This is a genomic window from Microbacterium hydrocarbonoxydans (assembly GCF_000956475.1).
In the GTDB taxonomy this organism is placed as follows: domain Bacteria; phylum Actinomycetota; class Actinomycetes; order Actinomycetales; family Microbacteriaceae; genus Microbacterium; species Microbacterium hydrocarbonoxydans_A.
Genome location: NZ_JYJB01000003.1, coordinates 31,052 through 56,126 on the forward strand (window position 1 = coordinate 31,052; position 25,075 = coordinate 56,126).

Below are 25,075 nucleotides of genomic sequence, written 5' to 3' on the forward strand. Positions count from 1 at the left end.
GTGTGTCGGCGAGGAACTCCGACGTTTCGCACCGACCGCCCGGGCCCCGTCACATGCGCATCGGCGCATATGCAGTCTCCGTAGAATGAGCGTGGGCGGATCCGCCCGACATCCCAGGGAGTGAACGTGGCCCTCATCGTGCAGAAGTACGGCGGCTCGTCCGTCGCCGACGCAGAGAGCATCAAGCGCGTCGCCAAGCGCATCGTCGACACCCGTCGTGCAGGTCACGACGTGGTGGTCGCCGTGAGCGCGATGGGCGACACCACCGACGAGCTGCTCGACCTCGCGAACGAGGTGGCGCCGATTCCGGCCCCGCGCGAGCTCGACATGCTGCTCTCCAGCGGTGAGCGCATCTCGATGGCGCTGCTGGCGATGGCGATCCACTCGATGGGATTCGAAGCGCGCTCTTTCACGGGCAGCCAGGCCGGGATGATCACCGACTCGCAGCACGGCGCCGCGCGCATCGTCGACGTGACCCCCGTGCGCCTGCGCGAGGCGCTCGACGAGGGGGCGATCGTCATCGTCGCCGGCTTCCAGGGCTTCAACCGCGACACCCGCGACATCACGACTCTCGGCCGTGGCGGCTCCGACACGACCGCCGTCGCACTGGCCGCCGCGCTCGACGCCGACGTCTGCGAGATCTACAGCGACGTCGACGGGATCTTCACGGCAGACCCGCGCGTGATCCCGAAGGCGCAGAAGCTCGACCACGTCTCCAGCGAGGAGATGCTCGAGCTGGCAGCCAACGGCGCCAAGGTGCTCTACATCCGCGCCGTCGAATACGCACGCCGCCACGGCGTCCTGATCCACGCCCGCTCGACCTTCTCGTCGTCCGAGGGCACCTACGTTCTGGGCGAGGGCATGAAGAACCCCCGCGAATCCGAGGGAGCAGCCATGGAAGAACCGATCGTCGCCGGCGTCGCCACCGATTTCGGCCAGGCCAAGATCACCGTCGCCGGTGTGCCGGATGTGCCGGGCAAGGCGGCCGAGATCTTCAAGATCGTCGCGAAGTCCGGCGCCAACGTCGACATGATCGTGCAGAACGTGTCGGCGACCGGTCGCACCGACATCTCGTTCACGGTTCCGAAGGCCGACGCCTCGGCGGCGCTGAAGGCGCTCGCCGGGGATCAGGCCGAGGTCGGCTTCGCCAGCCTCGTGCACGACGACCAGATCGGAAAGCTCTCGGTCGTCGGCGCCGGGATGCGCACGCACTCGGGCGTCTCGGCGACCCTGTTCGAGGCGCTGTCGGATGCCGGGATCAACATCGAGATGATCTCGACCTCCGAGATCCGCATCTCGGTCGTGCTGCGCGACTCCGATCTCGCCGAGGCTGCCCGCACGGTGCACACGGCGTACGGGCTCGACGGCGAAGCCGAAGCCACGGTGCACGCCGGCACCGGCCGCTGACGGCATCCGCTCCCGTCATCACGACCCTGGCACCGTTTCCGGCGCGGTAGACTCACCGGAACCCTGACATCGGCGCCAGGCGCGGCATCCGCACCCCGACGTCGCGCCTCGCGTCTCGCAACGCAGTACTCGTTCGACGCCAAGGAACTCTCATGACCCGCATCTCCGACTCAGGACTCTCCGTCGCCATCGTGGGCGCCACCGGCCAGGTGGGCACCGTGATGCGCGAGATTCTCGCCGAGCGGTCGTTCCCGATTCGCGAGCTGCGACTGTTCTCGTCGTCTCGCTCAGCGGGCACCGCGATCGAGTTCGGGGGCGAGACGGTCATCGTCGAAGACGTGGAGACAGCGGATGCCGCAGGCATCGACATCGCGCTCTTCTCCGCCGGCGCGACCGCCAGCCGCGCCTACGCCCCGCGTTTCGCCGAGGCGGGCGCCGTCGTGGTCGACAACTCCAGCGCCTGGCGCAACGACCCCGAGGTGCCGCTCGTGGTCAGCGAGGTCAACCCGCACGCGATCGACGAGCGGCCCAAGGGCATCATCGCGAACCCGAACTGCACCACGATGGCTGCGATGCCGGTGCTCAAGGCATTGGACGCCGAGGCCGGTCTCGAGCGTCTCATCGTGTCCACGTACCAGGCCGTCTCCGGCTCGGGCCTTGCGGGCGCGCAGGAGCTCCTGGGCCAGGTCGAGGGTGTGCTCGCTCAGGGCGACACTCTCCGTCTCGTGCACGACGGCTCCGCGATCGACTTCCCGCAGCCGGAGAAGTACGTCGCGCCCATCGCCTTCGACGTGATCCCGTTCGCCGGCAACCTGGTCGATGACGGCGACAACGAGACCGATGAGGAGAAGAAGCTCCGCAACGAGAGCCGCAAGATCCTCGAGCTGCCCGACCTCCGCGTCGCCGGCACCTGCGTGCGCGTCCCCGTCTTCACCGGGCACTCGCTGTCGATCCACGCGGAGTTCGCCAAGGACATCACGCCGGCCCGTGCCACGGAGATCCTCGCCGCCGCCCCCGGTGTCGAGCTCGAAGAGGTGCCCACGCCGCTGCAGGCCGCGGGCAAGGACCCGAGCTTCGTCGGCCGCATCCGCGCCGACCAGTCCGCACCAGAGGGCAAGGGCCTCGTGCTGTTCATCAGCAACGACAACCTGCGCAAGGGTGCCGCGCTGAACGCCGTGCAGATCGCCGAAGTCCTCGCGGAGCGCCTGAGCGTCACCGCCTGAGGATCACCGCGCGAGGGTCGTCGCCACGTGCCCGGCGACTGAGCTTCGACACAGGAGACTCATAGCCTGAGCGCATCGGCGCCATGCGGATCGGCTCTGGTCGCACACCCCCGCGTGGTCAGCCGTGCCGTGCCTGCGAACTAGAATGGTGCGGTGACTGAAAACGTCGATGTCGTCCTGATCGGCGGTGGCATCATGAGCGCCACCCTGGGTACGCTGCTGCATGAGCTGCAGCCGGATTGGAAGATCGTCGCCTTCGAGCGGCTCTCCGATGTGGCGCAGGAGTCGTCCAACCCGTGGAACAACGCCGGCACCGGTCACGCCGCCCTGTGCGAGCTGAACTACATGCCGCAGGTCAAGGGCGAGCCGCTGGACCCGGCCAAGGCCGTCAGCATCAACGAGCAGTTCCAGCAGAGCCGCCAGTTCTGGTCGTCGCTCGTAGAGAAGGGCGTGCTCGACGAGCCCAAGACCTTCATCAACGCGACCCCGCACATGACGTTCGTGCGCGGCGAGAAGGACGTGGCGTACCTCAAGGACCGCTACGAGGTGCTCAAGAAGCAGCCCCTGTTCGAGGGCATCGAGTACAGCGAGGACTCCCGCGTCATCAACAAGTGGGCGCCGCTGCTCATGCAGAAGCGCCGCAAGGGAGAGCCGTTCGCGGCCACCCGCGTGCCGGCGGGCACCGACGTCGACTTCGGCGCCCTCACCCACCAGCTCTTCGACCACCTCACGAAGTCGGGCGTCGACCTGCGACTGAACCACGAGGTCAAGAACCTCAAGAAGCAGAAGGACGGCGGCTGGCTGCTCAGCTACCGCAACACGCTGGGCCACACGCCGAACCAGATCAAGGCGCGCTTCGTCTTCGTCGGGGCGGGCGGCTGGGCGCTGAAGCTGCTGCAGCGCTCGGGCATCCCCGAGATCAAGGGCTACGGCGTCTTCCCGATCGGCGGCCAGTTCCTGAAGACCACGAACCCGAAGGTCGTCGCACAGCACAAGGCGAAGGTGTACTCGCAGGCGTCGGTGGGCGCTCCGCCCATGTCGGTGCCGCACCTCGACACCCGCGTCGTCGACGGCGAGTCGTCGCTGATGTTCGGTCCGTTCGCGACGTTCAGCCCGAAGTTCCTGAAGAAGGGGTCGATGCTCGACATCGTCACCCAGGTGCGTCCGCACAACCTGTGGCCGATGCTGCGGGTTGCATTCGCGAACCCCGACCTGATCACCTACCTGGTGAGCGAGCTGCTGAAGAACCACCGCAAGAAGGTCGAGAGCCTGCGCACCTTCATGCCGACTGCGAAGGACGAGGACTGGACCCTGATCGACGCCGGTCAGCGCGCCCAGGTCATGAAGAAGGACCCGAAGAAGGGCGGCATCCTGCAGTTCGGCACCGAGGTCGTCTCCTCGGCCGACGGCTCGATCGCGGGCCTCCTCGGCGCCTCGCCGGGTGCGTCGACGGCTGTGCCGATCATGCTCGATCTGCTGAAGAAGTGCTTCCCGAACGAGTACCCCAGCTGGGAGCCCGAGTTGCGGGCACTCATCCCGACGTTCGGCAAGAAGCTGAACACCGATGCGGAAGCCGCCGCGAAGTCCACCGCGGCCACCGCCGAGGTTCTCGGCATCAGCGCGTAATCGCATCGTGGCGAAGCTCTACTTCCGCTACGGGGCGATGAACTCCGGAAAATCGACCTCGCTGCTGCAGGCGGCATACAACTACGAGGAGCGCGGTCAGCACGTGCTGCTCGCGAAGCCCGCGATCGACACCAAGGGCGCCTCGGAGATCTCCAGCCGTCTCGGAATGACGCGAGAAGTCGACTTCCTGGTGGAGGCGGATGCTGACGCACGCGCACTCTACGCCGAGCATGCCGAGGGCAAGGACATCGCCTGCCTGCTGATCGACGAGGCGCAGTTCCTCACCCCGGAACAGGTGGACGACCTCTTCCGGATCGCGGTGGAAGACGGCATCCCGGTCCTGGCCTACGGCATCCGCAACGACTTCCTCACTCATGCGTTCCCGGGATCTGCCCGTCTGCTCGCGATCTCGCACTCGCTCGAGGAGCTGAAGACCATCTGCCGCTGCGGACGCAAGGCCGTGTTCAACGGCCGTGTGGTCGGCGGGCGGTTCGTGTTCGACGGCGACCAGGTCGCGATCGACGAGGGCGCGGAGGGTGCTGTCGCGCCCGAGGTGACGACCTATGAGTCGCTGTGCGGCTCCTGCTACCTGCAGGAGTCCGGCGGCCGCCTGGGCTGAATCGCCCCGCCCGCGCCGGACCGGCCTGCGAGCCGCGCCGTCCATGAAGCCACCCGTTCATAACTCAGGAAGATCGGGGCGGTTCGGCGTATCCGGGGCCGATCGGGACCGATCGGCCCCATCTCTTCCTGAATTGTGAACGTTCCTTGCGTGGTCTGACCACATGCGCTACTGTGGTCAGACCACAGAGTCGAGGAGGAGCGGATGCCGGAGCAGCCCCGTGCCTGGCGTGTCGTCCTCGAGCACGTCGAACGTGACCTGCTCGACGGCAGACTCGGTCCCGGTGACCGGCTGGCCTCTGAACGAGATCTCGCGGCCGATCTCGGCGTCGGCCGCTCGAGCGTCCGCGAGGCTCTGCGCGTGCTCGAGGTCATGGGCCTGATCCGCACTGCGACCGGCTCCGGTCCGCAGTCGGGAGCGATCGTCATCGCGACGCCCTCCGGAGGCATGTCGACCCTGCTGCGGCTGCAGGTGGCGGCCCAGAGCTTCCCGCTGAGCGATGTCGTCCAGACGCGTCTCGTGCTCGAAGAGGCTGTCGTGACAACCCTCGCGTACTCGCACGCTCGTGACACGGACGCCGTCCACACGCTGCTCGACGTGATGGACACAGAAGGCCTCACGCCACAGGAGTTCCTGGCTCTCGACGCGCAGCTGCACCTGGCGCTCGCGGAAGCCAGCGGCAACACGGTGATCGCGGCGATGATGGCCGGCCTGCGCACCGCGATCGAGTCCTATGTGCAGGCGGGAGCGGCATCCGTCTCCGACTGGAACACCATGGCCGCCCGCCTGCGCGCAGAGCACCGCGAGATCGTTTCGGCGATCGACGGGGGAGACGCGGCATCCGCCGGCCAGCTCGTCCGAGACCACATCTCCGGCTACTACCAGACCGTTCTGGGCTCCTGACGAGCCCGCCGTCCACCGAAGGAGCACCATGGTCCAGCGCCAGGTACCCAACCCCGCCGAACTGCTCGAGCTGATGAAGTTCAAGAAGCCCGAGCTGAACGGAAAGAAGCGCCGTCTCGACGCCGCGCTCACGATCGACGACCTCCGCACGATCGCCAAGCGTCGCACGCCCAAGGCGGCATTCGACTACACCGACGGCGCTGCCGAGGGCGAGCTGTCGCTCTCGCGCGCGCGCCAGGCCTTCCAGGACGTGGAGTTCCATCCCGGCATCCTGCGTCCCGCACCCACGGTCGACACCTCCGTCGAGATCCTCGGCGGCCCGTCAGCGCTGCCGTTCGGCATCGCGCCGACCGGATTCACCCGTCTGATGCAGACCGAAGGCGAGGTCGCGGGCGCGGGAGCGGCGGCCGCCGCCGGCATCCCGTTCACGCTGTCGACGCTCGGCACGACGTCGATCGAGGGCGTCAAGGCCGTCAACCCTGACGGACGCAACTGGTTCCAGCTGTACGTGATGCGCGATCGCGAGATCTCCTATGAGCTCACCCGCAGAGCCGCCGCAGCCGGGTTCGACACCCTGCACTTCACGGTCGACACGCCGGTGGCCGGCGCGCGTCTGCGCGACAAGCGCAACGGCTTCAGCATCCCGCCGCAGCTGACCCTCGGCACGATCATCAACGCGATCCCGCGGCCGTGGTGGTGGTACGACTTCCTCACCACGCCGAAGCTCGAGTTCGCGTCGCTCAGCACCACCGGCGGTACGGTCGGCGAGCTGCTCGACGCTGCGATGGACCCCACGATCAGCTACGACGACCTCGCCGTCATCCGCGACATCTGGCCGGGAAAGATCGTGATCAAGGGCGTGCAGAACGTCGAGGATTCGATGCGGTTGAAGGATGCCGGCGTCGACGGCATCGTGCTCTCGAACCACGGCGGTCGTCAGCTGGATCGCGCGCCCATCCCGTTCCACCTGCTGCCGAAGGTGCGGGAGGCTGTGGGCGACGACTTCACCGTGATGATCGACACCGGCATCATGAACGGCGCCGACATCGTCGCCTCTGTCGCCCTCGGCGCCGACTTCACGCTCATCGGACGGGCGTACCTGTACGGCCTGATGGCGGGCGGACGCGCGGGCGTCGACCGCACGATCGCGATTCTGCGCAGCGAGATCGAGCGCACCATGCGCCTGCTCGGAGTCTCATCGCTCGCCGAGCTCGAACCGGCGCACGTCACGCAGCTCACCCGGCTGGTGCCGGTCTCCGGCGAGGCGGGGCGGGTCACCGCCGGCTGACGCCGCACCTTCGCGGGAGAACCCGGCCCGATCGATCCGTTTCTCCCGCGGAGGGCGGTGGTCGGAACGACTCAGAGAGTCTTGAGCAGATCGTCGAGCTTGTCCGCCGTGTCTTCCCAGCCGTCGACCGCCACCGAGGGCACGCCGAGTGCGAGCACGGGGTAGTCATTGCCGCCTTCGTCGAGACGGTCGCCGTAGAACAGCATGGATGCGAGCGGGATGCCGGTGTGCTCCGCGAGCTGGGTCATGCCGTAGGCCTTGTCGATGCCCGCGCGGGTGATGTCGATCGACGTCGACCCCCCGGCGCGCACCTCGAGGTCGGGAAGTCGGGCCGCGACCGCTTCGCGGAGGGCCAGTCTCTTCGCGCCGGTGGGGTCCCAGGCATGCTTGGCCTCGCCGGGCGCCTTCTGACCGAGAGCCGAGAAGGTGATCTGCGAGCCGCGGTCCTCGAGGATCTCGCCCCAGGGCTCCGCCTCCCACAGTCCCAGTCGTTCGGCCTCCTCGCGCAGGGCTGTCAGCGCTCTCGTCTTCTCGTCGTCGCTCAGATCGTGCGCGTACAGGGGTGCGAAGACGGTGCCGTCGTGGCGCAGGTAGCGCGTTCCGCACGTGGGAAGCAGATGCAGGCGGCCCAGGGGCGCAGCATCCGTCTCGCCGAGCTGAGCGATGACCTGAGAGCGGAACTGCTCCTCGTTGCCTCCCGAGATGATCGCGACCTCGACCCGCTCGAGCAGTGCGAGAAGCAGCTCGGCGATGCGGGGGCTGATGGGGCTCTTCGAGAGAGCGAGCGTGTCATCGAGGTCGAAGGCGACGAGGGCAGGCGTGGTCATGATGCTTCCAGCGTAGGGGAGACGCGCGAGACGCGCGGGGCGAACAGAAGAGTGCAGAGCACGGCGACGAGCACGCCGAGGATCGCGCCGGTCGAGTTCGCCAGCACGTCGTTGACGGTGGCGGCGCGATGGGGAAGCGCGAAGCGCTGCGCGAGCTCGATCGTGAGGGAGATGCCGGGACCGATCAGGAGCGACACCGGCCAGGCGCGGCGCGGCAGCAGCACGAAGGCGAGGATGCCGACCGGGATGAAGACGAGGACGTTCGCGAGGATCTCGAGCTTCGTGAAGTCGAGAGATTCCCAGCCCAGGCGGTGGATGCCGCGGAGCACCGCGTCGAGGAGGTTCGGCATCTTCTCCTCCACACGGGAGGGCGTGAGGGTGAGCAGCGCGAGGCCGGCCAGGAACGGGATGCCGAGGATCAGTGCGACGGTGCGCGTGCGTCGGCGCGGGGGAGGCAAGAGCGTACTCATGTGCGTTCCCTCGCTTTCGATACAGAGAAGGCCGCCCCTGAGGGCGGCCTTCCGGTGTTACTGGTCGGGGTGACAGGATTTGAACCTGCGACCTCTTCGTCCCGAACGAAGCGCGCTACCAAGCTGCGCCACACCCCGTTTTGCAACCCTCCGAGTCTACAAGAGAGGAGGGCGAAACAGCGAATCGGGGGAGTCGGATCGTCGTCACGACGGGTGAGCGCTCACGATGACGAATCCGAGGATGCCGTGGTGCGCGAGTTCGGGTGCTATCCGCGCCCGTGCCGCCGACTCATCCTCCGGTCAGCATTCCGGTGAGGGCAGGGGCGACGATGAGTGCTCCCCACAGCGATGCCGAACCGATGAAGCCGATGCGCGCCGCGCGGCCGGGCCAGCCCTCGGCGTTCAGGCCGAGTGCACACACGATGTTGAGCGTGAGCAGCCCGACACTGCCCCCGAGCAGCGACTCGGAAAGGTGCCGAACCGTCTCGATGTGTGCCGGATCGACGTCGGTGCTGTAGATGTCTTCGAACGAGTTCAGCACGGCGCCTATGCAGGCACCCGCCCAGATGAACACGACGAGCGCGACGGCCAGCCCCGGCGAGGCCGCGTACCCGTGTCGTCGGGAGGACCGGTAGAACACGAACATCGCGATCAGCGGCACCGAAGCCAGGGCCAGCGTGAGGATGCCGTCAGCGACACCGCTCTCGGCTCTCAGCGGCAGGGCGATCGAGTAGACGGCGCCGCTCGCGAGCAGCGCCGGCACCCCGGCGACAAGCATTGCGAACCAGTATCCGCCGAGCGGCCACGCGCTGGGCTCGCGTTCCGCCGCCGCGTGCGTCATCGCGCCGTCAGCGTCAGAAGCGTCGCCTCCGGCCGGCACGCGAAGCGCACGGGGGCATAGATCGAGTGACCGCAGCCGGCGCTCACGTTGAGCGGCGCGGTGCGGTGATCATGCGTCCAGGTGCTGAGACCCTTCGCCTGCTTGAGCGGGATGTCGCAGTTCGCGACGAGCGCTCCGAAGCCGGGGAGGCACACCTGCCCGCCGTGCGTGTGGCCCCCGAAGATCGCGTCGGCGCCGAGGTCGATGAAATCGTTCAGCACCCGCTGATAGGGCGCGTGGGTCACACCGATGACCGACGCGCCGTCGGGCCGCGGGCCGAGAGCGTCGATCGCCGCGGGGAGGTCTTCCAGGCGGTCCCAGTCGCGATGCGCGTCGTCGACGCCGAAGAAGTCGACCGTGTTGCCTGCGACCTCCAGGCGGGCGGCGGTGTTGTTCAGATCGGTCCAGCCCAGCTCGTGGGTGAAGAACGAGTCCATCGCGGCGGTGTCGAGCTCAGGCGCCTTGCGGTGCCGCTTCGATGGCCCGGAGAAGTACCGCAGAGGGTTGCGCGGCGAGGGCTCTGAGACGTCGTTCGAGCCGTGTACGAAGACCCCGGGGATGCCGGCGAAGGGCTCGAACGCCCGGCGGACCCCCTCGAGCCCATCACGATGTCCGAGGTTGTCGCCCGTGTTCACGATGAGATCGGGCTGAAGCTGCGCCAGCGACGCGAGCCAGTCCTGCTTGCGATGCTGCCAGGGGGCCATGTGCGCATCGGAGATGTGCAGCACCTTCAGGGGTGCGGAGCCGGGAGCCAGAGCGGATGCCGTCGCCTCCCGCACCGTGAAGAGGTAGCGCTCGATGCCGATGCCCCAGACAGCCGCGGCAGCGCCAGCGGCCCCCACCGCGCCGAGCGCGATGAGGGCCGGGTGGGCCGAGCGGTTCGACGTCACTGGCACGTGACCTGTATCGTCGTGGCCTTGTTCGCCGCAGTGCCGGCAGCAGGATCAGTGTTGGCGACCTTCGCATTCGGCGGGTTGCAGGAGTTGTCGAACGCGATCGAGGTGAAGCCGGCGCCGAACAGAGTGTTCTGTGCGGCCGCCTTCGATTCTCCGATCACGGATGCAGGAATCGTCGCGCCTGAGCCGTTGCTCGGAGAGATGGTGATTGTCATCCCCGTGGCAGCCTGGCCCGACGGGTCCTGCGCGACGATGATGTTCGTCGCCTGATCGCTGTCGACAGGTGCTCCCACGGCAGCGGTGAAACCGGCGGCTTCCAGCGTGGCCGTCGCCTGCTCGATCGTCTGGCCGACCACGTTCGGCACGTCAGCGGTCACCTGCTTGGTGAGCTTGTCGTCGGGCTTCGGGAACGGGTCTCCGCCGAAGGTCGCGTTGGCGGCGGTCTGAATCGCCTTCGCCAGCCCGTATCGGATGTTGTTCAGCGGGGTGCCGTCGCCGTTCCGGAACCGACTGAGGTTCTCTCGCCCATCGATGTTGCCGACCCAGACCGCGGTCGTGACCTTGGTGCTGGATTCGATGAGCATCGTGTGCTCCTTCTCAGCAGTACCGGTCTTGCCGATGACCTGGATGCCGTCGTTGGGCTTGGCGTTGCCACCCGTTCCGCCCTCCATCACACCGCGCAGTGCGAAGGCTGCTGTTGCGGCCACCTCCGGGGTGAGCACCTGGGTGCAGGTGGTCTCGGGGATCTTTCGCTCCTGACCGTCGCTGCCGACCACGCGGTCGATCGCCTTCGGCTCGCAGAACACGCCGTTGTTGGCCACGGCGGCGTACGCCCCGGCCATCTGCAGAGGGGCGACGCTCTTCGAACCGAGGACCGACGGGAACGGCGCGTTCGGCGACGTGTTGGCGTTCGTGCCGCCGACGGTGATGTCATCGCCGTTTCCGTAGTGCACGCCGAGGCTCTTGGCCACCTCGTTGATCTTGCAGAGGTCGAGTTGCTGGGCCATCGCGAGGAAGCCCGTGTTCAGCGACTGAGCGGTGAACCGCGCGACGCTGCTGACGGAACCGCCTCCGTTGCCGAAGTTGTTGATCTTCTCCTTGTTGGTGACCTTCTCACCGCAGACCGTGAACGGGCTGATGACCCTGAGGCGCCCGTCGAGCACCTGGTTCACCGAGTGCCCGGTGTTGAGCCATTCGAGGAGCGTGAACAGCTTGTAGGTCGAGCCGGTCTCGAATCCGTACGTGCTGCCGCCGTGCTGCCGGTCGGCAGCGAAGACCTGCGAGGTCTCGCCGGCGGCGAGATTGGCGGTCGTCGTCTCGTTGAACGCGGTGTTCTGCGCCATCGCGAGGATGCGGCCGGTGGTCGCTTCGAGCGAGACGCCCGTGCCGCCGACGAGGATGCCGGGCAGAGACTGCGGCACGCGCGCGTGCACGGCCTCGACGGCAGGCTGCTGAAGACGCATGTCGAGCGTGGTGTAGATCTGCATGCCGCCGCGGCGCAGGTTGGCGCGTCGCTCTTCGACGCTGTCGCCGAACGCAGGATCGCTCTCGATGACCGACTTCACGTACTGGCAGAAGTATGCGTTGTCGCCGGCCGTGGTGCATCCCTGGGCTGTCGTCTTGATCGCGGGCGTGATGGGCGTCGCGTAGGCCTCGTCGTACTGGGCCTGCGTGATCTTGCCGTCCTTCAGCATCCGATCGAGAACGTAGTTCCGACGCTCGAGGGTCTTGGCGTAGCCGTCAGCCTCGCCATTGTGAGCGACGCCGTCCTTGTCGGTCCAGGTGCCGCCGGGCAGGTCGATCCGAAGAGTGTTCGGCTCCTGCACCATGCCCGCGATGGTCGCCGCCTGCGCGACAGTGAGGTTGGCTGCCGTGGTCGAGAAGTAGCGGTTGGCGGCGGCCTCGATGCCGTACACCTGGCCGCCGAAGCTCGAGATGTTCAGATAGCCGAGCAGGATGTCGTTCTTCGAGTACTCCTTCTCGATCTGCAGCGCATAGCGCATCTCGCGCAGCTTGCGCTCCATGCCCTCGCTGCCGGTCGCGATCGCGTACTTGCTCCAGCACTCGTTGACGAGCTCGTCGTAGTTGTCGGCCGAGGTGTCGACGTTCTGCTCGCACTCCTGGATCTGCACGTTCTTCACGTACTGCTGCGTGATCGTCGAGGCGCCGCGGTCGGTCGATCCGACGACGTTGCCGAACGCGGCCTTGATGGTCGCCCCGAGGTTCACGCCGCCGTGCGTGTAGAAGTTCTTGTCCTCACTGGAGAGGATCGCGTCGTACATGACCGGCGCGATCTGGTCGTAGTTCAGCGGGATGCGGTTCTGCTCGTAGAACGACGCCAGCGGGTACGGATTGCCATCCGTGCCAGTGGCGTAGATCGTGGACTGCTCCATCGGAGAGTTGACCTTGAGGTTCTCGGGCAGCTTCTCGAAGAGGGAGAGGGCGGTGGAACCCGTGATGCCCGTCATTGCGAGGACGGGGGTGACGCTGGCCGTGACGAGGAGGCCGGCGACGACGCTGAGCCCGACGAGCCCGACGAGGCCGCCGAGCACGCTCTTCACCGTGCGATTCTTTTGGGGCATACGCTTGATCGTAAGGGAGTTCCCTGAATAACAGCTTTCGACGGCCCGAGCGCGCATAGGAGTGCCATGACCACGTGGGAATATCTGACCACGCCCCTGCTGATCCACAACACGGCTGCGATCCTCAACAACTGGGGGAAGCAGGGCTGGGAGCTCGTGCAGGTCGTGACCGGACCCGAGGGCGGACTGGTCGCCTACTTCAAGCGCCCCGTGACCGGCGATTCCTCGGCCAACGCGGGGCTCGCGGCCGCTGCCGAGGCGTCTCGCCAGTTCGAGGGAGGAGCAGCGTGAGCGTCGCCGACCGCCTCGCCGAGCTCGGCATCGAGCTGCCCGCCGTCGCGGCCCCCGTCGCCGCGTACGTGCCCGCCGTCGTCCACGGCGACCTCGTGTACACCTCGGGTCAGCTCCCGTTCTCGGATGGCGTGCTTCCCGCCACCGGCAAGGTGGGCGCGGAGGTCTCGGCCGAGCACGCGAATGCGTACGCCCGCACCTGTGCACTGAACGCGCTCGCGGCCGCGGCGGATGCTGCCGGCGGGATCGAGCGCATCGCCGGGGTGCTGCGTGTCGGCGGCTTCGTGGCGTCCACGCCCGACTTCACGGGACAGCCCGGCGTGATCAACGGAGCCAGCAACGTACTCGGCGAGATCTTCGGCGACGCCGGACGCCACGCCCGTGCCGCTGTCGGCGTGCCCGTGCTTCCGCTGGACAGCCCGGTCGAGGTCGAGGTCACCTTCACCCTCGCCTGACGCTCAGCGTTCCAGACGAAACGCCTCATGATCCGCGGAACATGAGGCGTTTCGTCTCGCTACGCTCGCTCAACGTGCGGTGAGGTTCAACGACCGGCTGGGGTCACTTCACCTGCGCGGAGATGATGCTCATCACGGCCGTGTCCGCGAGCGTGGTGGTGTCGCCGACCTCGCGGCCCTCAGCGACATCGCGCAGCAGGCGCCGCATGATCTTGCCCGAGCGGGTCTTGGGCAGCTCGCCGACGATGTAGACGTCGCGGGGGCGAGCGATCGCGCCGATCTGCTCGCCGACCCAGAGCCGCAGCTGCTGCGCCAGGCCTGCCGGGTCGTGCGCGGCGAGGTAGCTCTCCTTGATGATCACGAAGGCGACGACCGCCTGCCCGGTCGTCTCATCCGAGGCGCCCACGACCGCCGCCTCGGCTGTCGCCTCGTGCGCGACCAGCGACGACTCGATCTCGGCGGTCGAGAGCCGGTGCCCGGAGACGTTCATGACGTCATCCACCCGTCCGAGCAGCCACAGGTCGCCATCGTCGTCGAGCCTGGCGCCGTCTCCGGCGAAGTAGTAGCCCTGCTCCTCGAACTTCTCCCAGTAGGTCTCCTTGTAGCGCTCGGGGTCGCCCCAGATGCCGCGGAGCATGCTCGGCCACGGCTCGGTGATCACCAGCAGTCCGCCGTTGCCGTTGCCGACCTCGACGCCCGACTCGTCGACCACGTCGATCGAGATCCCCGGCAGAGGAACCTGTGCCGAGCCGGGCTTCGTCGCTGTGACGCCTGCCAGAGCCGACACCATGATCGCCCCGGTCTCTGTCTGCCACCACGTGTCGACGATCGGCGTCTTGCCGGCGCCGATGACCTCGCGGTACCACATCCATGCCTCGGGGTTGATGGGCTCGCCCACGGAGCCGAGCACGCGCAACGACGTCAGATCGAACTTGTTCGGCACCGCCCGCCCGATCTTCATGAACGAGCGAATCGCTGTCGGCGCCGTGTAGAAGATCGACACCTTGTACTTCTCGATGATCTCCCACCACCGGCCCGGGTGCGGAGCATCGGGGGTTCCCTCGTACAGCACCTGCGTGGCGCCGTTCGCGAGCGGTCCGTATGTCACGTAGCTGTGCCCCGTGACCCAGCCGATGTCGGCGGTGCACCAGTAGACATCGGTCTCCGGGTGCAGGTCGAACACGTACTTGTGTGAATAGGAGGCCTGGGTCAGGTAGCCGCCGGACGTGTGCAGGATGCCCTTCGGCTTCCCCGTGGTTCCCGAGGTGTACAGGATGAACAGCGGGTTCTCCGCGGGGAACGGCTGCGCCTCGTGATCGGCGGATGCGGACGGTACCGCGTCGTGCCACCAGACATCACGATCGTCGTTCCAGTCCACCTCGTTGCCGCCGCGCTTGACGACGAGAACGTGCTCGACCGTCTGCTGCTCGCCCTCGCCGCGGTCGGCCAGCGCCTGGTCGACGGCCGGCTTCAGCGGGGATACCTTGCCCTTGCGGTAGCCGCCGTCTGCCGTGATGACGAGCTTCGCGCCGGCGTCGTCGATGCGCGAGCGCAGGCTGTCGGCGCTGAAGCCGCCGAAGACGACGGAGTGGATCGCGCCGAGGCGTGCGACGGCGAGCATCGAGGCGATCGCCTCCGGGATCATCGGGAGGTAGATCGCGACGCGGTCGCCCTGGCCGACGCCGAGGTCCTGGAGCACGTTCGCCACGCGCTTGACCTCGTCGGTCAGCTCGGCGTAGCTGATGGCGCGCGAGTCGCCGGGCTCGCCCTCCCAGTACAGGGCGATGCGGTCGCCGTTACCTGCCTCGACGTGACGGTCGAGGCAGTTGTACGAGACGTTCAGCGCGCCGTCGTCGAACCACTTCGCGAACGGCGGTGTGGACCAGTCGAGCACCTGCGTGAAGGGCTTGTGCCAGTGCAGGAGGTCGCGCGACTGCTCGGCCCAGAATCCTTCGCGGTCGGCGGCTGCTCGTTCGTAGAGCGCGGGGGACGCGATGGACTGCGCCACGAATTCCTCGGACGGCGGGAACTGGCGGGTCTCATCGAGAAGGTGATCGATCTGGCTGCTCATCGGAAGGCGCTCCTTTGCGGCGATGGGTGTCGTGCGCGCCGGACGGCGACGAGATCGGCGTCCGGCAGGCGCCAATCTAGTCTCGGGCCCGGACAGCGCATACTGCTGAAAGTCGGTAGTGCTGCGGGTTTTGTCAGGACGGTCGCCTTGCGTACACTCGACCACAGCCGAATTCTCATTCCGGCCTTGGCGCGCCCGATTCCCCCGATCGGACGCCGCCCTGGGCGGCATCTCGTTCCCCCCGCGAGGTGCCGCCCTCTCCATGTCGGAGCGGTCCCCGCCTGCCCTGCACAATCACGTTCGACCACGACTTCTGCACAGAACGCGCGGATCGAACCGGATCGCTCGGCGGCGGAAGAGCGCTTCGGCCTACCGTCGGGGCATGACCGAATCCTTCGTCATCCGGCCTCGAGGGCAGGGCGCCGCCCTGGCTCCGGCGAACGCTGCTCTCACCGTCGATCCGGCGTTCGGCCCGCTGGCCGTGCACTGCGCCGACGACGAGGTCACCGACATCTTCGTGAACGGGGCCGCGGGCCTCTTCATCGACCGCGGTCACGGTGCCGAGCCGGTGACGGAATGGGCGGCGTCCGAACGCGAGGTGCGCGATCTCGCCGTCGCGCTGGTGGGGCTCGGCGGACGGCACCTTGACGACCAGGCGCCGTGCGTCGACGTGCGGCTCGAGTCAGGCATCCGGGTCCACGCCGTGCTCGCGCCGGTGTCGACCGCCGGCACTGCCCTGTCGATACGCATCCCCCGGGTTCGAGCGGCCGATCTCGACGCGCTTGCAGCGCTGGGCGCCTTCGACTCGCGTCAGCAGGCCTGGCTGCTGCAGCTCGTGAGGGAACGGGCGAACGTCCTGATCACCGGGGGCACAGGCACGGGCAAGACCACTCTGCTGTCGGCCCTGTTGTCGGCCGCGCCGCCGGCCGAGCGCATCGTCACGATCGAAGACGTCGCCGAGCTGCGGCCACGGCATCCGCACCATGTCGCTCTCGAGGCCAGGCAGGCCAATCTCGAGGGTGCCGGCGGCATCAGCCTCGCGAGGCTCGTCCGTGAGTCGCTGCGCATGAGGCCCGATCGGCTGATCGTCGGCGAGTGCCGCGGCGAAGAGGTGCGGGAACTGCTGACGGCCCTCAACACGGGCCACGACGGGGGAGCGGGCACCCTCCACGCGAGTGGCCTGCGCGACGTTCCCGCACGACTCGAGGCGCTCGGCGCGCTCGCCGGGATGGATGCGACGGCTCTGGCCCGGCAGGTGGTCAGCGCCTTCACGATCGTGCTCCACCTCGCTCGGGCTCCGGGCGGTGCGCGCCGCATCGCGCAGGCCGGGCGGTTCACCCTGGTCGGCGACAGGCTCGGCATCGAGGAGGTGCAGCCGTGGTGAGGCTGCGTCGGCGGACCGCGGTCGATCAGGGAGCGGATGCCGCGACGAGCGTTCAGACCCTGGCGGTGCTGCTGCAGGCCGGAGCGGTGCCGCTCGTCGCGTGGCGGCACCTGGCCGAGACCGGTGACAGCCATGCCGCGGCTGTCGTCTCGCGCGCGGAAGACGGGATGCCGCTGACCGCGGCGATCGAGGCGGAAGGAGGAGCCTGGCTCGATCTCGCCGCCGCCTGGGAGATCGCGACGACAGTCGGGGCGCCGCTCGCCGAGGTGCTCCGCATGATCGCCGAGACGCTGCGCGATGCGGCCTCAGCCGCCGATGACGTGCGCATCGCGCTGGCCGAGCCTGCCGGCACCGCGCGGCTCCTGCTCCTGATGCCTTTCGCCGGGCTCCTGCTCGGATTCGCGCTCGGCTTCGACACGGTGAGCGTGATCGTGGGCAACCCGATCGGGACCGCCTGCGTCGTGCTGGGCATCCTGCTCATGCTCGCCGCCAGGATGTGGACGAAGCGGCTGCTCGATCGCGCGCAGCCCGCACCCGGGACTCCGGGCATGCAGGCCGAACTCGTCGCGGTGGCGCTCGCCGGCGGAGCCTCGGTCGAACGTGCTCTGCGTCTGGTGGCCGAGAGCCCCGCGTCGCGGCACGGCGGACGCGAGCGCATCGACACGGTGCTCGAGCTGTCTCGCGCCGCCGGCGTTCCCGCCGGTGAGCTGCTGCGCGCATCGGCCGCGCAGGACCGGCATGCGGCCCGGGTCGCCGGGCGGATGCGGGCCGCCGACCTGTCGACGCGTCTGCTGATTCCGCTGGGCGTGTGCACGCTGCCGGCTTTCATGCTCCTCGGCGTGGCTCCGCTGCTGCTGAGCGTGCTGACCTCGACCTCGATCTCGCTGTGACGACCCGAACCACCACATAAGAAAGAAGGAACACCATGAACACCATTCCCCCTCTCACGCGTCGCCGCGCGTCGCAGCTGTTCGGCGACGACACGGGCGCCGCGACCGCCGAGTACGTGATCACCACGATGGCGGCAGTGGCATTCGCCGGCGCCCTCGTGTTCGTCCTGCGATCCGACGAGGTGCGCGGCATCCTCACCGACATGGTGCGCCGGGCTCTCACGGTGTCGTGATGCGCCGGGCCGCCGGGTGTGACACAGGCTCGGTCGCCGCCGAGCTCGCGCTCGCGCTTCCCGCCGTGATCCTCACGCTGCTGCTCGGAGCCGGCGCCCTCGGCGCGGCGGCGCGGCAGGTGTCGCTGCAGGACGCGGCCGCCGACGCGGCGCGCCTCCTCGGGCGAGGGGAGGGCGCTGACGCCGCGGCGGGGGTCGTCGGGGCCGCCGTACCCGGTGCAGGATTCGCCAGCCGCGGTGAGGGCGACCTCGTGTGCGTCACCGCGACCGTCGACGTCGAGATCGGCGGACTGCTCACGCTGCCGATGCGAGCGTCGAGCTGCGCCCTCAGCGGAGGTCTCTGATGGCGGGCTCGGCGCTCGCCGCGGGAGTTCTCGTCGTCGTCGGAGCTCTGTCGATGGGCCTTGCGGCGGTCGGCGGCGCGGCTGTCACGGCGCAGCGCGCCGCCGGTGCCGCGGACGCTGCGGCCTTGGCGGCGGCGGATGCCGCGAGCGGCGCGATCGCGGCATCCGATGACCCGTGCGCACTCGCTGAGCGGGTCGCCGCGGCGTCGGGCGCCTCTCTCACCGGCTGCGTGCTGGAGGGCTTCGTGGCGACCGTCGAGGTCGAGGCGGCGTACGCTGGACTGGCTGCCGTCTCCCGAGCCCGAGCAGGGCCACCCGAGGGGAAGTGACGGTGGCTCGTACACGGATCACTGCGGCACCCCCATGGCAGTGGTGTGTATGGTGTGCTTCGAAGAAAGGATGCACCCTTGGCTCAAGGCAAGAAGCTGGTCATCGTCGAGTCCCCGACGAAGATGCGGTCTATTCAGGGGTACCTCGGCGACGGCTACGAGGTGCTGAGCTCGGTCGGGCACATCCGCGACCTCGCAGACAAGAAGGACATCCCGGCCGCCGACAAGGAGGCCTACGGCAAGTACTCGATCGACGTCGAGAACGGCTTCGATCCGTACTACGTGGTCTCCGACCGCAAGACCAAGACGGTCGCCGAGCTCAAGCGCGCGCTGAAGAGCGCCGACGAACTCCTGCTCGCCACTGATGAGGACCGCGAGGGCGAGGCGATCGCCTGGCATCTCCTGGAGACGCTCAAGCCGAAGGTCCCGGTCAAGCGCATGGTCTTCCACGAGATCACGAAGGACGCGATCCAGGCAGCCGTCGGCAATACCCGCGAACTCGACACCGACCTCGTCGATGCGCAGGAGACCCGCCGCATCCTCGACCGTCTCTACGGCTGGGACGTCTCGCCCGTGCTCTGGTACAAGGTGAAGACGGGCCTCTCGGCCGGACGCGTGCAGTCCGCGGCCACCCGCATGATCGTCGATCGTGAGCGCGAGCGCATGGCCTTCGTCTCGGCCGAGTACTGGGACGTCGAGGCGCTCGCCGCGTCGGCCTCCGCGTTCAAGGTGCGCCTGGTCCGCGTCGATGGCGGTCAGCTCGCCCGGGGCACCGACTTCGACGACCTCGGCAAACTGAAGAAGGCCGTCGTCATCCTCGACGAGAAGAGGGCCGCGGCCCTCGCGCAGGCCGTCGACGCAGCCGGTGCCGGAACGGTGACCAAGGTCGAGGCGAAGCCCGGCACGCGCAGCCCCTACGCGCCCTTCACGACCTCCACGATGCAGCAGGAGGCCGGCCGCAAGCTCTCGATGAGCGCGAAGCAGGCGATGAGCGTCGCCCAGCGTCTCTACGAGAAGGGGTACATCACCTATATGCGCACCGACTCCGTCGCGCTGAGCACCCAGGCGGTGCAGGCGGCGCGGAGCCAGGCGGTCGCCCTGTACGGCGACAGTGCGGTGCCGCTGAAGCCCCGCGTCTACAAGTCGAAGAGCAAGAACGCGCAGGAGGCCCACGAGGCCATCCGCCCGTCGGGCGAGACGTTCCGCACTCCGGCGTCCGTCTCCTCGCAGCTCGATCGTGAAGAGCTGCGCCTGTACGACCTGATCTGGAAGCGCACGGTCGCGAGCCAGATGGCCGACGCCAAGTACGAGACCACGACCGTGACGCTCTCGGTCGACACCTCGACCGAGCCGGGTGCCGGTGCGCAGAGCGTCGAGTTCACGGCATCCGGAACCGTCTACACCTTCAAGGGCTTCCTCGAGGCGTACGAAGAAGGACGCGACGAGAAGCGCAACTCGCAGGACGCGTCGGACGACCAGTCGCTGCCGGTCGTCGCCGTCGGCGACGAGCTGCGGATGTCGGATGCCGAGGCCAAGGGCCACCGCACCACGCCGAAGCCCCGCTACACCGAGGCTTCGCTGGTCAAGGCACTGGAAGAGCACGGCATCGGCCGTCCGTCCACGTTCGCCAGCATCATCGGCACCGTCATCGATCGCGGCTACGCAACCAAGCGCGGGCAGGCGCTCGTCCCGACCTGGCTGGCCTTCAGCGTCGTACGGCTGCTCGAAGAGCATTTCGCCGACCTGATCGACTACGACTTCACCGCCGCCCTCGAAGACGACCTCGACGCGATCGCCCGTGGCGAGCAGAAGCGCGTGGAATGGCTCAGGTCGTTCTACTACGGCTCCGAGTCGCACGTCGGCCTGCGTCAGGTCGTCGACAACCTGGGCGAGATCGACGCGAGGGCGCTGAACTCGACCCCGATCACGGAGACCGCCACGCTGCGCTTCGGCAAGTATGGCCCCTACCTCGAGGTCGCGAGTCCCGATGCGCCCGACGAGAAGCCGCGCATCGTGAACGTCCCCGAGGATCTCGCGCCCGACGAGCTCACCGCCGAGAAGGCGCAGGAGCTCATCGACGCTCCGGTCGCCGGCGACCGTGTTCTCGGTGAGAATCCCGACAACGGGAAGATCATCGTCGTCAAGGACGGACGGTTCGGGCCGTACGTGCAGGAGAACGATCCGGTCTCCGACGACGCGGCGGTCGATGAGACCACCGGCGAAGTCGTGGACACGCCCAAGCCGAAGCGCGGCGCGAAGAAGGAAGCGGCCCCGAAGCCGCGCACCGGCTCGCTGTTCCGCTCGATGTCCGTCGACACGATCGACCTCGAGACCGCATTGAAGCTGCTCAGCCTGCCGAGAGTCGTCGGCAAGGACCCCGAGTCGGGAGAGGAGATCACGGCGCAGAACGGCCGGTACGGCCCCTACCTGAAGAAGGGCACCGACTCGCGTTCTCTCGAGAGCGAGTCGCAGATCTTCGACGTCACGCTCGAGCAGGCGCTGGCGATCTACGCCCAGCCGAAGTACGGAGCCGGATCCCGCCGGGCGTCCAGCGCGCTCGCCGAGTTCGAGGCAGATCCGGTGAGCGGCAAACCGATCCGCATCCGCGACGGACGCTTCGGCGCGTACGTGACCGACGGCGAGACGAACGTCACGATTCCGCGCGGTCAGCAGGTCGCCGACATCACTTTCGAGATCGCGGTGCAGATGCTGGCCGACAAGCGCGCCAAGGGGCCGGCTCCCAAGCGCGGAGCGGCCAAGAAGGCCCCCGCGAAGAAGGCTCCGGCCAAGAAGGCTCCCGCGAAGAAGGCTTCGGCGACGGCTGCCTCGACGGATGCGGAGAAGGCCGCGGCTCGCTCGGCGGCGGCGAAGAAGGCCGCCGCGACCCGCGCCGCCAACGCTGCGGCCAAGGCGAAAGCCGGCTCGTGACCGCAGGCCGCGGGGCATGGATCACACTCGAGGGCGGAGACGGCTCGGGCAAGACGACGCAGTCGAACCTGCTCGCCGACTGGCTGGCGGACGCAGGGCACACGGTCGTCCGCACTCGTGAACCCGGCGGCTCCGAGGTCGGCCAGCTGATCCGCGACATCGTGCTGCACCACCGTGGCGACATCGCCCCGCGCGCAGAGGCGCTGCTGTATGCGGCCGACCGCGCGCACCATGTCGCCACAGTCGTGCGCCCGGCGCTGGAGCGCGGGGAGATCGTGCTGCAGGACCGCTACCTCGACTCCTCTGTCGCCTATCAGGGGGCCGGTCGGGTGCTCGACGGTACCGAGATCCGCGACCTGTCGCTGTGGGCTGCCGAGGGCGCTCTGCCGGATCTCACGCTGCTGCTCGACCTCGATCCCGCTGCGGCTCGGCGGCGGCTGGATTCCGCCGACAAGCCGTTCGACCGTCTCGAGGCCGAGAAAGCCGAGTTCCACGGTCGCGTCCGCGACGCCTACCTCGCGCTGGCCGCGGCCGAACCCGAACGGTTTCTCGTGCTCGACGCCACAGCATCCGTCGACGACATCGCCGCGCAGATCCGCGAGAGGGTCGCTGCGCTGCTCGACTGAGGATCGCGTGCGCGCCCGAGGAACGCGACGGCGGGAGGCGACGTCGGTCGCGCAGGTTACGCTGGGTGCATGACCCAGACCGTCGCCGCCTCGTTCCCCTGGGGCGATGTCTGGGGGCAGGATGCCGCGGTCGACACGCTGCGGGAAGCGGCATCCGATCCCGCAGCCCTCTCGCACGCCTGGCTGATTACGGGTCCTCCTGGCTCGGGGCGGTCGACCCTGGCCTACGCGTTCGCCGCCGCGCTGGTCGCGGATCGGCCCGATGACGAGGCCGCCATGCGCCAGGTGCTCGCCGGCACGCACCCGGATGTCACGGCTCTGCGCACCGACAAGGTCATCATCACGATCGCCGAGGCCCGTGCCCTCGTAGAGCGCTCGTATTTCGCCCCTTCGGCCGGCCGCTACCGGGTGATCGTCGTGGAAGACGCTGACCGCATGGTCGAGCGCACCTCGAACGTGCTGCTCAAGGCGCTCGAGGAGCCGCCCGAGCAGACCGTGTGGATCCTGTGCGCCCCGAGCGAGGCCGATCTGCTCCCGACCATCCGCTCCCGTGTCCGCTCTCTGCGGCTGCGCGAGCCCGACGTCGCCGACGTCGCACGGCTGATCGCCCTGCGCACCGGGGTGGACGAGACCGTCGCGGAGCAGGCGGCCCGTCATGCCCAACGGCACATCGGCATGGCTCAGCGGCTCGCGACCGATGACGCCGCCCGCCGTCGTCGTGACCAGACCCTGCGGTCGGTGATCGGCGTCCGTGGCGTCGGTGACGCGGTCGAGGTCGCCGGGCGGATCATCCAGGCCGCGACAGAAGACGCGAAAGCCCTCACCGCAGAGCGCGACGCCTCAGAGCGCGCATCGCTGTTGCGCACGGTGGGCATCGCCGAGGGGCAGGCCGTGCCGCCGGCGCTGAGGTCTCAGCTCGCAGCCCTCGAGGACGAGCAGAAGAAGCGCGCCACCCGCAGCCTGCGCGACGGCATCGATCGGGTGCTCACAGATCTGCAGTCGATGTTCCGCGATGTGGTGATGCTGCAGTTCGGGCGGGGCGACGATCTGATCAACAGCGAGCTTCGCGACGAGCTGAGCGCGCTCGCCGACGCTTGGACCCAGGCCCGTACCCTTGTCGTACTTGATCACCTTGCCGAGACGCGCCAGTCGCTGGAGCGCAACGTCGCACCGCTGCTCGCCCTGGAGAGCTTGCTCGTGACCATCACGAGCGGGAGGACACCGTGAACACTCGATCGACTTCTCGCCTGCGCCGTGCTGCGGCGGTGATCGCGGGACTCGCCGCGGCATCCGTCGCCCTCACCGGCTGCCTGTATTCGATGATCCCCGAGCAGAAGCCCTCGGCCACGAACGCCCCGGACACCGAGGGCGTGTCCGACGACCTGCTGCCGTTCTACGGACAGACGCTCGCGTGGGAGAACTGCGGCGGGGGTCTCGACTGCACCGAGGTGACCGCCCCGCTCGACTGGGAGAACCCCGCCGAGGGCGACATCACCCTCGCGGTCGTGCGCCACCAGGCGTCGGGTACCGCGAAGGGCTCCCTTCTGACCAACCCCGGCGGACCGGGCGCGAGCGGCTACGACCTCATCCACGACAGCCTCACCTTCGCGGTCGGCCAGGATCTGATCGACAACTTCGACGTGATCGGATTCGACCCCCGTGGAGTCGGCCGATCGACAGCAGTGAAGTGCTACGACGCGGCCGACATGGACGCGTACCTGTACTCGATCCCGACCTCTCCTCGCGGCTCTGCGGAATGGGAGGCAGAGCTGCTCGCGGGGCACAAGAAGTTCGCCGAGGCCTGCGATGCCAACAGCGGCGGCATCCTCCCGTACATCACGACGATCAACTCGGCTCGTGACATGGATCTCATCCGCGCGGTCCTGGGTGACAAGAAGCTCAACTACCTCGGCTACTCGTACGGGACCTTCCTCGGCGCGACCTACGCCGAGCTGTACCCCGATCGGGTCGGCAGCCTGGTGCTGGACGGCGCGATCGACCCCGCCGTCTCCGGCCTCGAGGTCGGCACGACGCAGGCGCTCGGCTTCGAATCGGCGCTGCGCGCGTACATGCAGAGCTGCCTCGATTCGGGCAACTGCCCGTTCAGCGGCACGGTCGACGAGGCGATGACCGATCTCGGAGCGCTGCTCGCAAGCGTCGACGCCGCACCGCTGAAGAGCGGAGACGGGCGGATGCTCGGCGCCGATGCGCTGATGACGGGCATCATCGCCGCGCTCTACTCCCAGGACAGCTGGACGTATCTCACGCAGGCGCTCGACGAGGCGCTGCAGGGCGATCCCTCCACGGCGTTCATGCTCGCGGACTTCTACAACGGCCGCGAGAACGGCGCGTACATCGACAACTCCAGTGAAGCGTTCCGTGCATACAACTGCATGGATTACCCGGTCGAGGACGACCCGGACGCCGAGGCTGCGCAGAAGGCCAAGATCGACGAGGGCGCACCGACCATCGCGCCCTACTGGGAGGGCCCCGACTCCTGTGAGGTGTGGCCGTACCCGCCCACGGGCACGCGCGGTGAGATCCACGCGACGGGCGCAGCCCCGATCGTCGTCGTCGGAACGACGAACGACCCGGCGACGCCCTATGAGTGGTCGGAATCGCTCGCCGCTCAGCTCGACGAAGGCGTGCTGATCACCCGCGTGGGCGAAGGTCACACCGGATACAACAAGGGCAACACGTGCGTCGACAGCGCTGTCGAGGCCTACTTCGTCGACGGCACGGTGCCCGAAGACGGCCTGCGCTGCGAGTGAGATCGACTGGTCCCTGAGCCTGTCGAAGGGTC

General features: G+C 68.3%; 23 protein-coding genes and 1 tRNA gene. 17 read left to right on the forward strand and 7 right to left on the reverse strand.

Annotation, left to right across the window (positions count from 1 at the left end):
* Positions 1–126: 126 nt before the first annotated feature.
* From RS84_RS00380 to RS84_RS00405, 6 genes are all read left to right on the forward strand, one after another.
* Positions 127–1,407: an aspartate kinase gene (locus tag RS84_RS00380; protein WP_045255923.1), complete on the forward strand. Its 1,281-nt coding sequence runs from the start codon at positions 127–129 to the stop codon at positions 1,405–1,407.
* Positions 1,408–1,559: 152 nt separating this feature from the next.
* A complete protein-coding gene (locus RS84_RS00385; protein WP_045255783.1) occupies positions 1,560–2,630 on the forward strand; it encodes an aspartate-semialdehyde dehydrogenase in 1,071 nt (356 codons plus the stop codon).
* Between the two features lie 153 nt (positions 2,631–2,783).
* A complete protein-coding gene (locus RS84_RS00390) occupies positions 2,784–4,256 on the forward strand; it encodes a malate:quinone oxidoreductase (protein WP_045255784.1) in 1,473 nt (490 codons plus the stop codon).
* 7 nt (positions 4,257–4,263) lie between these two features.
* A complete protein-coding gene (locus RS84_RS00395) occupies positions 4,264–4,875 on the forward strand; it encodes a thymidine kinase (protein WP_045255785.1) in 612 nt (203 codons plus the stop codon).
* A gap of 204 nt (positions 4,876–5,079) precedes the next feature.
* Complete coding sequence (locus tag RS84_RS00400; RefSeq protein WP_045255786.1) at positions 5,080–5,778, forward strand: FadR/GntR family transcriptional regulator; 699 nt, start codon at positions 5,080–5,082, stop codon at positions 5,776–5,778.
* 28 nt (positions 5,779–5,806) lie between these two features.
* Positions 5,807–7,066 carry an alpha-hydroxy acid oxidase gene (locus tag RS84_RS00405; RefSeq protein ID WP_045255787.1) on the forward strand — a complete coding sequence of 420 codons (1,260 nt, stop codon included), beginning with the start codon at positions 5,807–5,809 and terminating at the stop codon, positions 7,064–7,066.
* 71 nt (positions 7,067–7,137) lie between these two features.
* Here the strand turns inward: RS84_RS00405 and RS84_RS00410 are convergent, their stop codons facing one another.
* The 6 genes from RS84_RS00410 to RS84_RS00435 all read right to left on the reverse strand — a co-directional run bounded on the left by RS84_RS00410 (position 7,138) and on the right by RS84_RS00435 (position 12,721).
* A complete protein-coding gene (locus RS84_RS00410; RefSeq protein WP_045255788.1) occupies positions 7,138–7,893 on the reverse strand; it encodes an HAD-IIB family hydrolase in 756 nt (251 codons plus the stop codon).
* The gene (locus tag RS84_RS00415) at positions 7,890–8,363 is read right to left on the reverse strand and encodes a VanZ family protein (protein WP_052676148.1); all 474 of its coding nucleotides are present in this window, start codon (positions 8,361–8,363) and stop codon (positions 7,890–7,892) included. The genes RS84_RS00410 and RS84_RS00415 overlap by 4 nt, the downstream gene beginning before the upstream one ends.
* Before the next feature lie 61 nt (positions 8,364–8,424).
* Positions 8,425–8,501 (reverse strand) — tRNA-Pro (locus RS84_RS00420).
* Between the two features lie 151 nt (positions 8,502–8,652).
* Positions 8,653–9,204, reverse strand: coding sequence for a hypothetical protein (locus RS84_RS00425; protein WP_152641706.1), 552 nt, complete (start codon positions 9,202–9,204; stop codon positions 8,653–8,655).
* Complete coding sequence (locus RS84_RS00430) at positions 9,201–10,133, reverse strand: metallophosphoesterase (protein WP_045255790.1); 933 nt, start codon at positions 10,131–10,133, stop codon at positions 9,201–9,203. The genes RS84_RS00425 and RS84_RS00430 overlap by 4 nt, the downstream gene beginning before the upstream one ends.
* Positions 10,130–12,721: a transglycosylase domain-containing protein gene (locus RS84_RS00435; protein ID WP_045255791.1), complete on the reverse strand. Its 2,592-nt coding sequence runs from the start codon at positions 12,719–12,721 to the stop codon at positions 10,130–10,132. The genes RS84_RS00430 and RS84_RS00435 overlap by 4 nt, the downstream gene beginning before the upstream one ends.
* A gap of 66 nt (positions 12,722–12,787) precedes the next feature.
* Here RS84_RS00435 and RS84_RS00440 point away from each other — a divergent pair, with 66 nt between their 5' ends.
* Together RS84_RS00440 and RS84_RS00445 are read left to right on the forward strand one after the other, a co-directional pair.
* A complete protein-coding gene (locus tag RS84_RS00440) occupies positions 12,788–13,012 on the forward strand; it encodes a hypothetical protein (protein WP_045255792.1) in 225 nt (74 codons plus the stop codon).
* The gene (locus RS84_RS00445) at positions 13,009–13,467 is read left to right on the forward strand and encodes a RidA family protein (protein WP_045255793.1); all 459 of its coding nucleotides are present in this window, start codon (positions 13,009–13,011) and stop codon (positions 13,465–13,467) included. Before RS84_RS00440 ends, RS84_RS00445 begins: the two co-directional genes overlap by 4 nt.
* A 103-nt stretch (positions 13,468–13,570) precedes the next feature.
* Here RS84_RS00445 and acs read toward each other — a convergent pair whose 3' ends face one another.
* Positions 13,571–15,538, reverse strand: coding sequence for an acetate--CoA ligase (gene acs, locus RS84_RS00450; protein WP_045255794.1), 1,968 nt, complete (start codon positions 15,536–15,538; stop codon positions 13,571–13,573).
* Between the two features lie 382 nt (positions 15,539–15,920).
* Here acs and RS84_RS00455 point away from each other — a divergent pair, with 382 nt between their 5' ends.
* The 9 genes from RS84_RS00455 (at position 15,921) to RS84_RS00495 (ending at position 25,043) form a co-directional block, all read left to right on the forward strand.
* On the forward strand, positions 15,921–16,922 hold the full coding sequence (locus tag RS84_RS00455) for a TadA family conjugal transfer-associated ATPase (RefSeq protein WP_045255795.1): 1,002 nt from the start codon (positions 15,921–15,923) through the stop codon (positions 16,920–16,922).
* Complete coding sequence (locus RS84_RS00460) at positions 16,916–17,812, forward strand: type II secretion system F family protein (protein ID WP_045255796.1); 897 nt, start codon at positions 16,916–16,918, stop codon at positions 17,810–17,812. The genes RS84_RS00455 and RS84_RS00460 overlap by 7 nt, the downstream gene beginning before the upstream one ends.
* A gap of 35 nt (positions 17,813–17,847) precedes the next feature.
* Positions 17,848–18,045, forward strand: coding sequence for a DUF4244 domain-containing protein (locus tag RS84_RS00465; protein WP_045255797.1), 198 nt, complete (start codon positions 17,848–17,850; stop codon positions 18,043–18,045).
* Positions 18,045–18,389, forward strand: a complete 345-nt coding sequence (locus RS84_RS00470; protein ID WP_045255798.1) for a TadE family type IV pilus minor pilin — start codon at positions 18,045–18,047, stop codon at positions 18,387–18,389. The genes RS84_RS00465 and RS84_RS00470 overlap by 1 nt, the downstream gene beginning before the upstream one ends.
* Positions 18,389–18,718, forward strand: a complete 330-nt coding sequence (locus RS84_RS00475; protein ID WP_045255799.1) for an Rv3654c family TadE-like protein — start codon at positions 18,389–18,391, stop codon at positions 18,716–18,718. Before RS84_RS00470 ends, RS84_RS00475 begins: the two co-directional genes overlap by 1 nt.
* 78 nt (positions 18,719–18,796) lie before the next feature.
* Positions 18,797–21,646 (forward strand): type I DNA topoisomerase, encoded by a 2,850-nt coding sequence (gene topA / locus RS84_RS00480; RefSeq protein ID WP_082061975.1) that lies wholly within the window; start codon positions 18,797–18,799, stop codon positions 21,644–21,646.
* Positions 21,643–22,272 (forward strand): dTMP kinase, encoded by a 630-nt coding sequence (tmk, locus tag RS84_RS00485; protein ID WP_045255800.1) that lies wholly within the window; start codon positions 21,643–21,645, stop codon positions 22,270–22,272. Before topA ends, tmk begins: the two co-directional genes overlap by 4 nt.
* Before the next feature lie 69 nt (positions 22,273–22,341).
* Positions 22,342–23,499 carry a DNA polymerase III subunit delta' gene (locus tag RS84_RS00490; RefSeq protein WP_045255801.1) on the forward strand — a complete coding sequence of 386 codons (1,158 nt, stop codon included), beginning with the start codon at positions 22,342–22,344 and terminating at the stop codon, positions 23,497–23,499.
* Positions 23,496–25,043, forward strand: a complete 1,548-nt coding sequence (locus RS84_RS00495) for an alpha/beta hydrolase (protein ID WP_045255802.1) — start codon at positions 23,496–23,498, stop codon at positions 25,041–25,043. Before RS84_RS00490 ends, RS84_RS00495 begins: the two co-directional genes overlap by 4 nt.
* Positions 25,044–25,075: the final 32 nt, after the last annotated feature.

Coding starts and splice junctions, on each gene's coding strand:
- RS84_RS00470 (WP_045255798.1), top strand. CDS start 18,045: ATGCGCCGGGCCGCCGGGTGTGACACAGGCTCGGTCGCCGCCGAGCTC.
- RS84_RS00400 (WP_045255786.1), top strand. CDS start 5,080: ATGCCGGAGCAGCCCCGTGCCTGGCGTGTCGTCCTCGAGCACGTCGAA.
- acs (WP_045255794.1), bottom strand. CDS start 15,538: ATGAGCAGCCAGATCGATCACCTTCTCGATGAGACCCGCCAGTTCCCG.
- RS84_RS00405 (WP_045255787.1), top strand. CDS start 5,807: ATGGTCCAGCGCCAGGTACCCAACCCCGCCGAACTGCTCGAGCTGATG.
- RS84_RS00435 (WP_045255791.1), bottom strand. CDS start 12,721: ATGCCCCAAAAGAATCGCACGGTGAAGAGCGTGCTCGGCGGCCTCGTC.
- RS84_RS00440 (WP_045255792.1), top strand. CDS start 12,788: ATGACCACGTGGGAATATCTGACCACGCCCCTGCTGATCCACAACACG.
- RS84_RS00465 (WP_045255797.1), top strand. CDS start 17,848: ATGAACACCATTCCCCCTCTCACGCGTCGCCGCGCGTCGCAGCTGTTC.
- RS84_RS00475 (WP_045255799.1), top strand. CDS start 18,389: ATGGCGGGCTCGGCGCTCGCCGCGGGAGTTCTCGTCGTCGTCGGAGCT.
- RS84_RS00410 (WP_045255788.1), bottom strand. CDS start 7,893: ATGACCACGCCTGCCCTCGTCGCCTTCGACCTCGATGACACGCTCGCT.
- RS84_RS00415 (WP_052676148.1), bottom strand. CDS start 8,363: ATGAGTACGCTCTTGCCTCCCCCGCGCCGACGCACGCGCACCGTCGCA.
- RS84_RS00385 (WP_045255783.1), top strand. CDS start 1,560: ATGACCCGCATCTCCGACTCAGGACTCTCCGTCGCCATCGTGGGCGCC.
- RS84_RS00425 (WP_152641706.1), bottom strand. CDS start 9,204: ATGACGCACGCGGCGGCGGAACGCGAGCCCAGCGCGTGGCCGCTCGGC.
- RS84_RS00490 (WP_045255801.1), top strand. CDS start 22,342: ATGACCCAGACCGTCGCCGCCTCGTTCCCCTGGGGCGATGTCTGGGGG.
- RS84_RS00455 (WP_045255795.1), top strand. CDS start 15,921: ATGACCGAATCCTTCGTCATCCGGCCTCGAGGGCAGGGCGCCGCCCTG.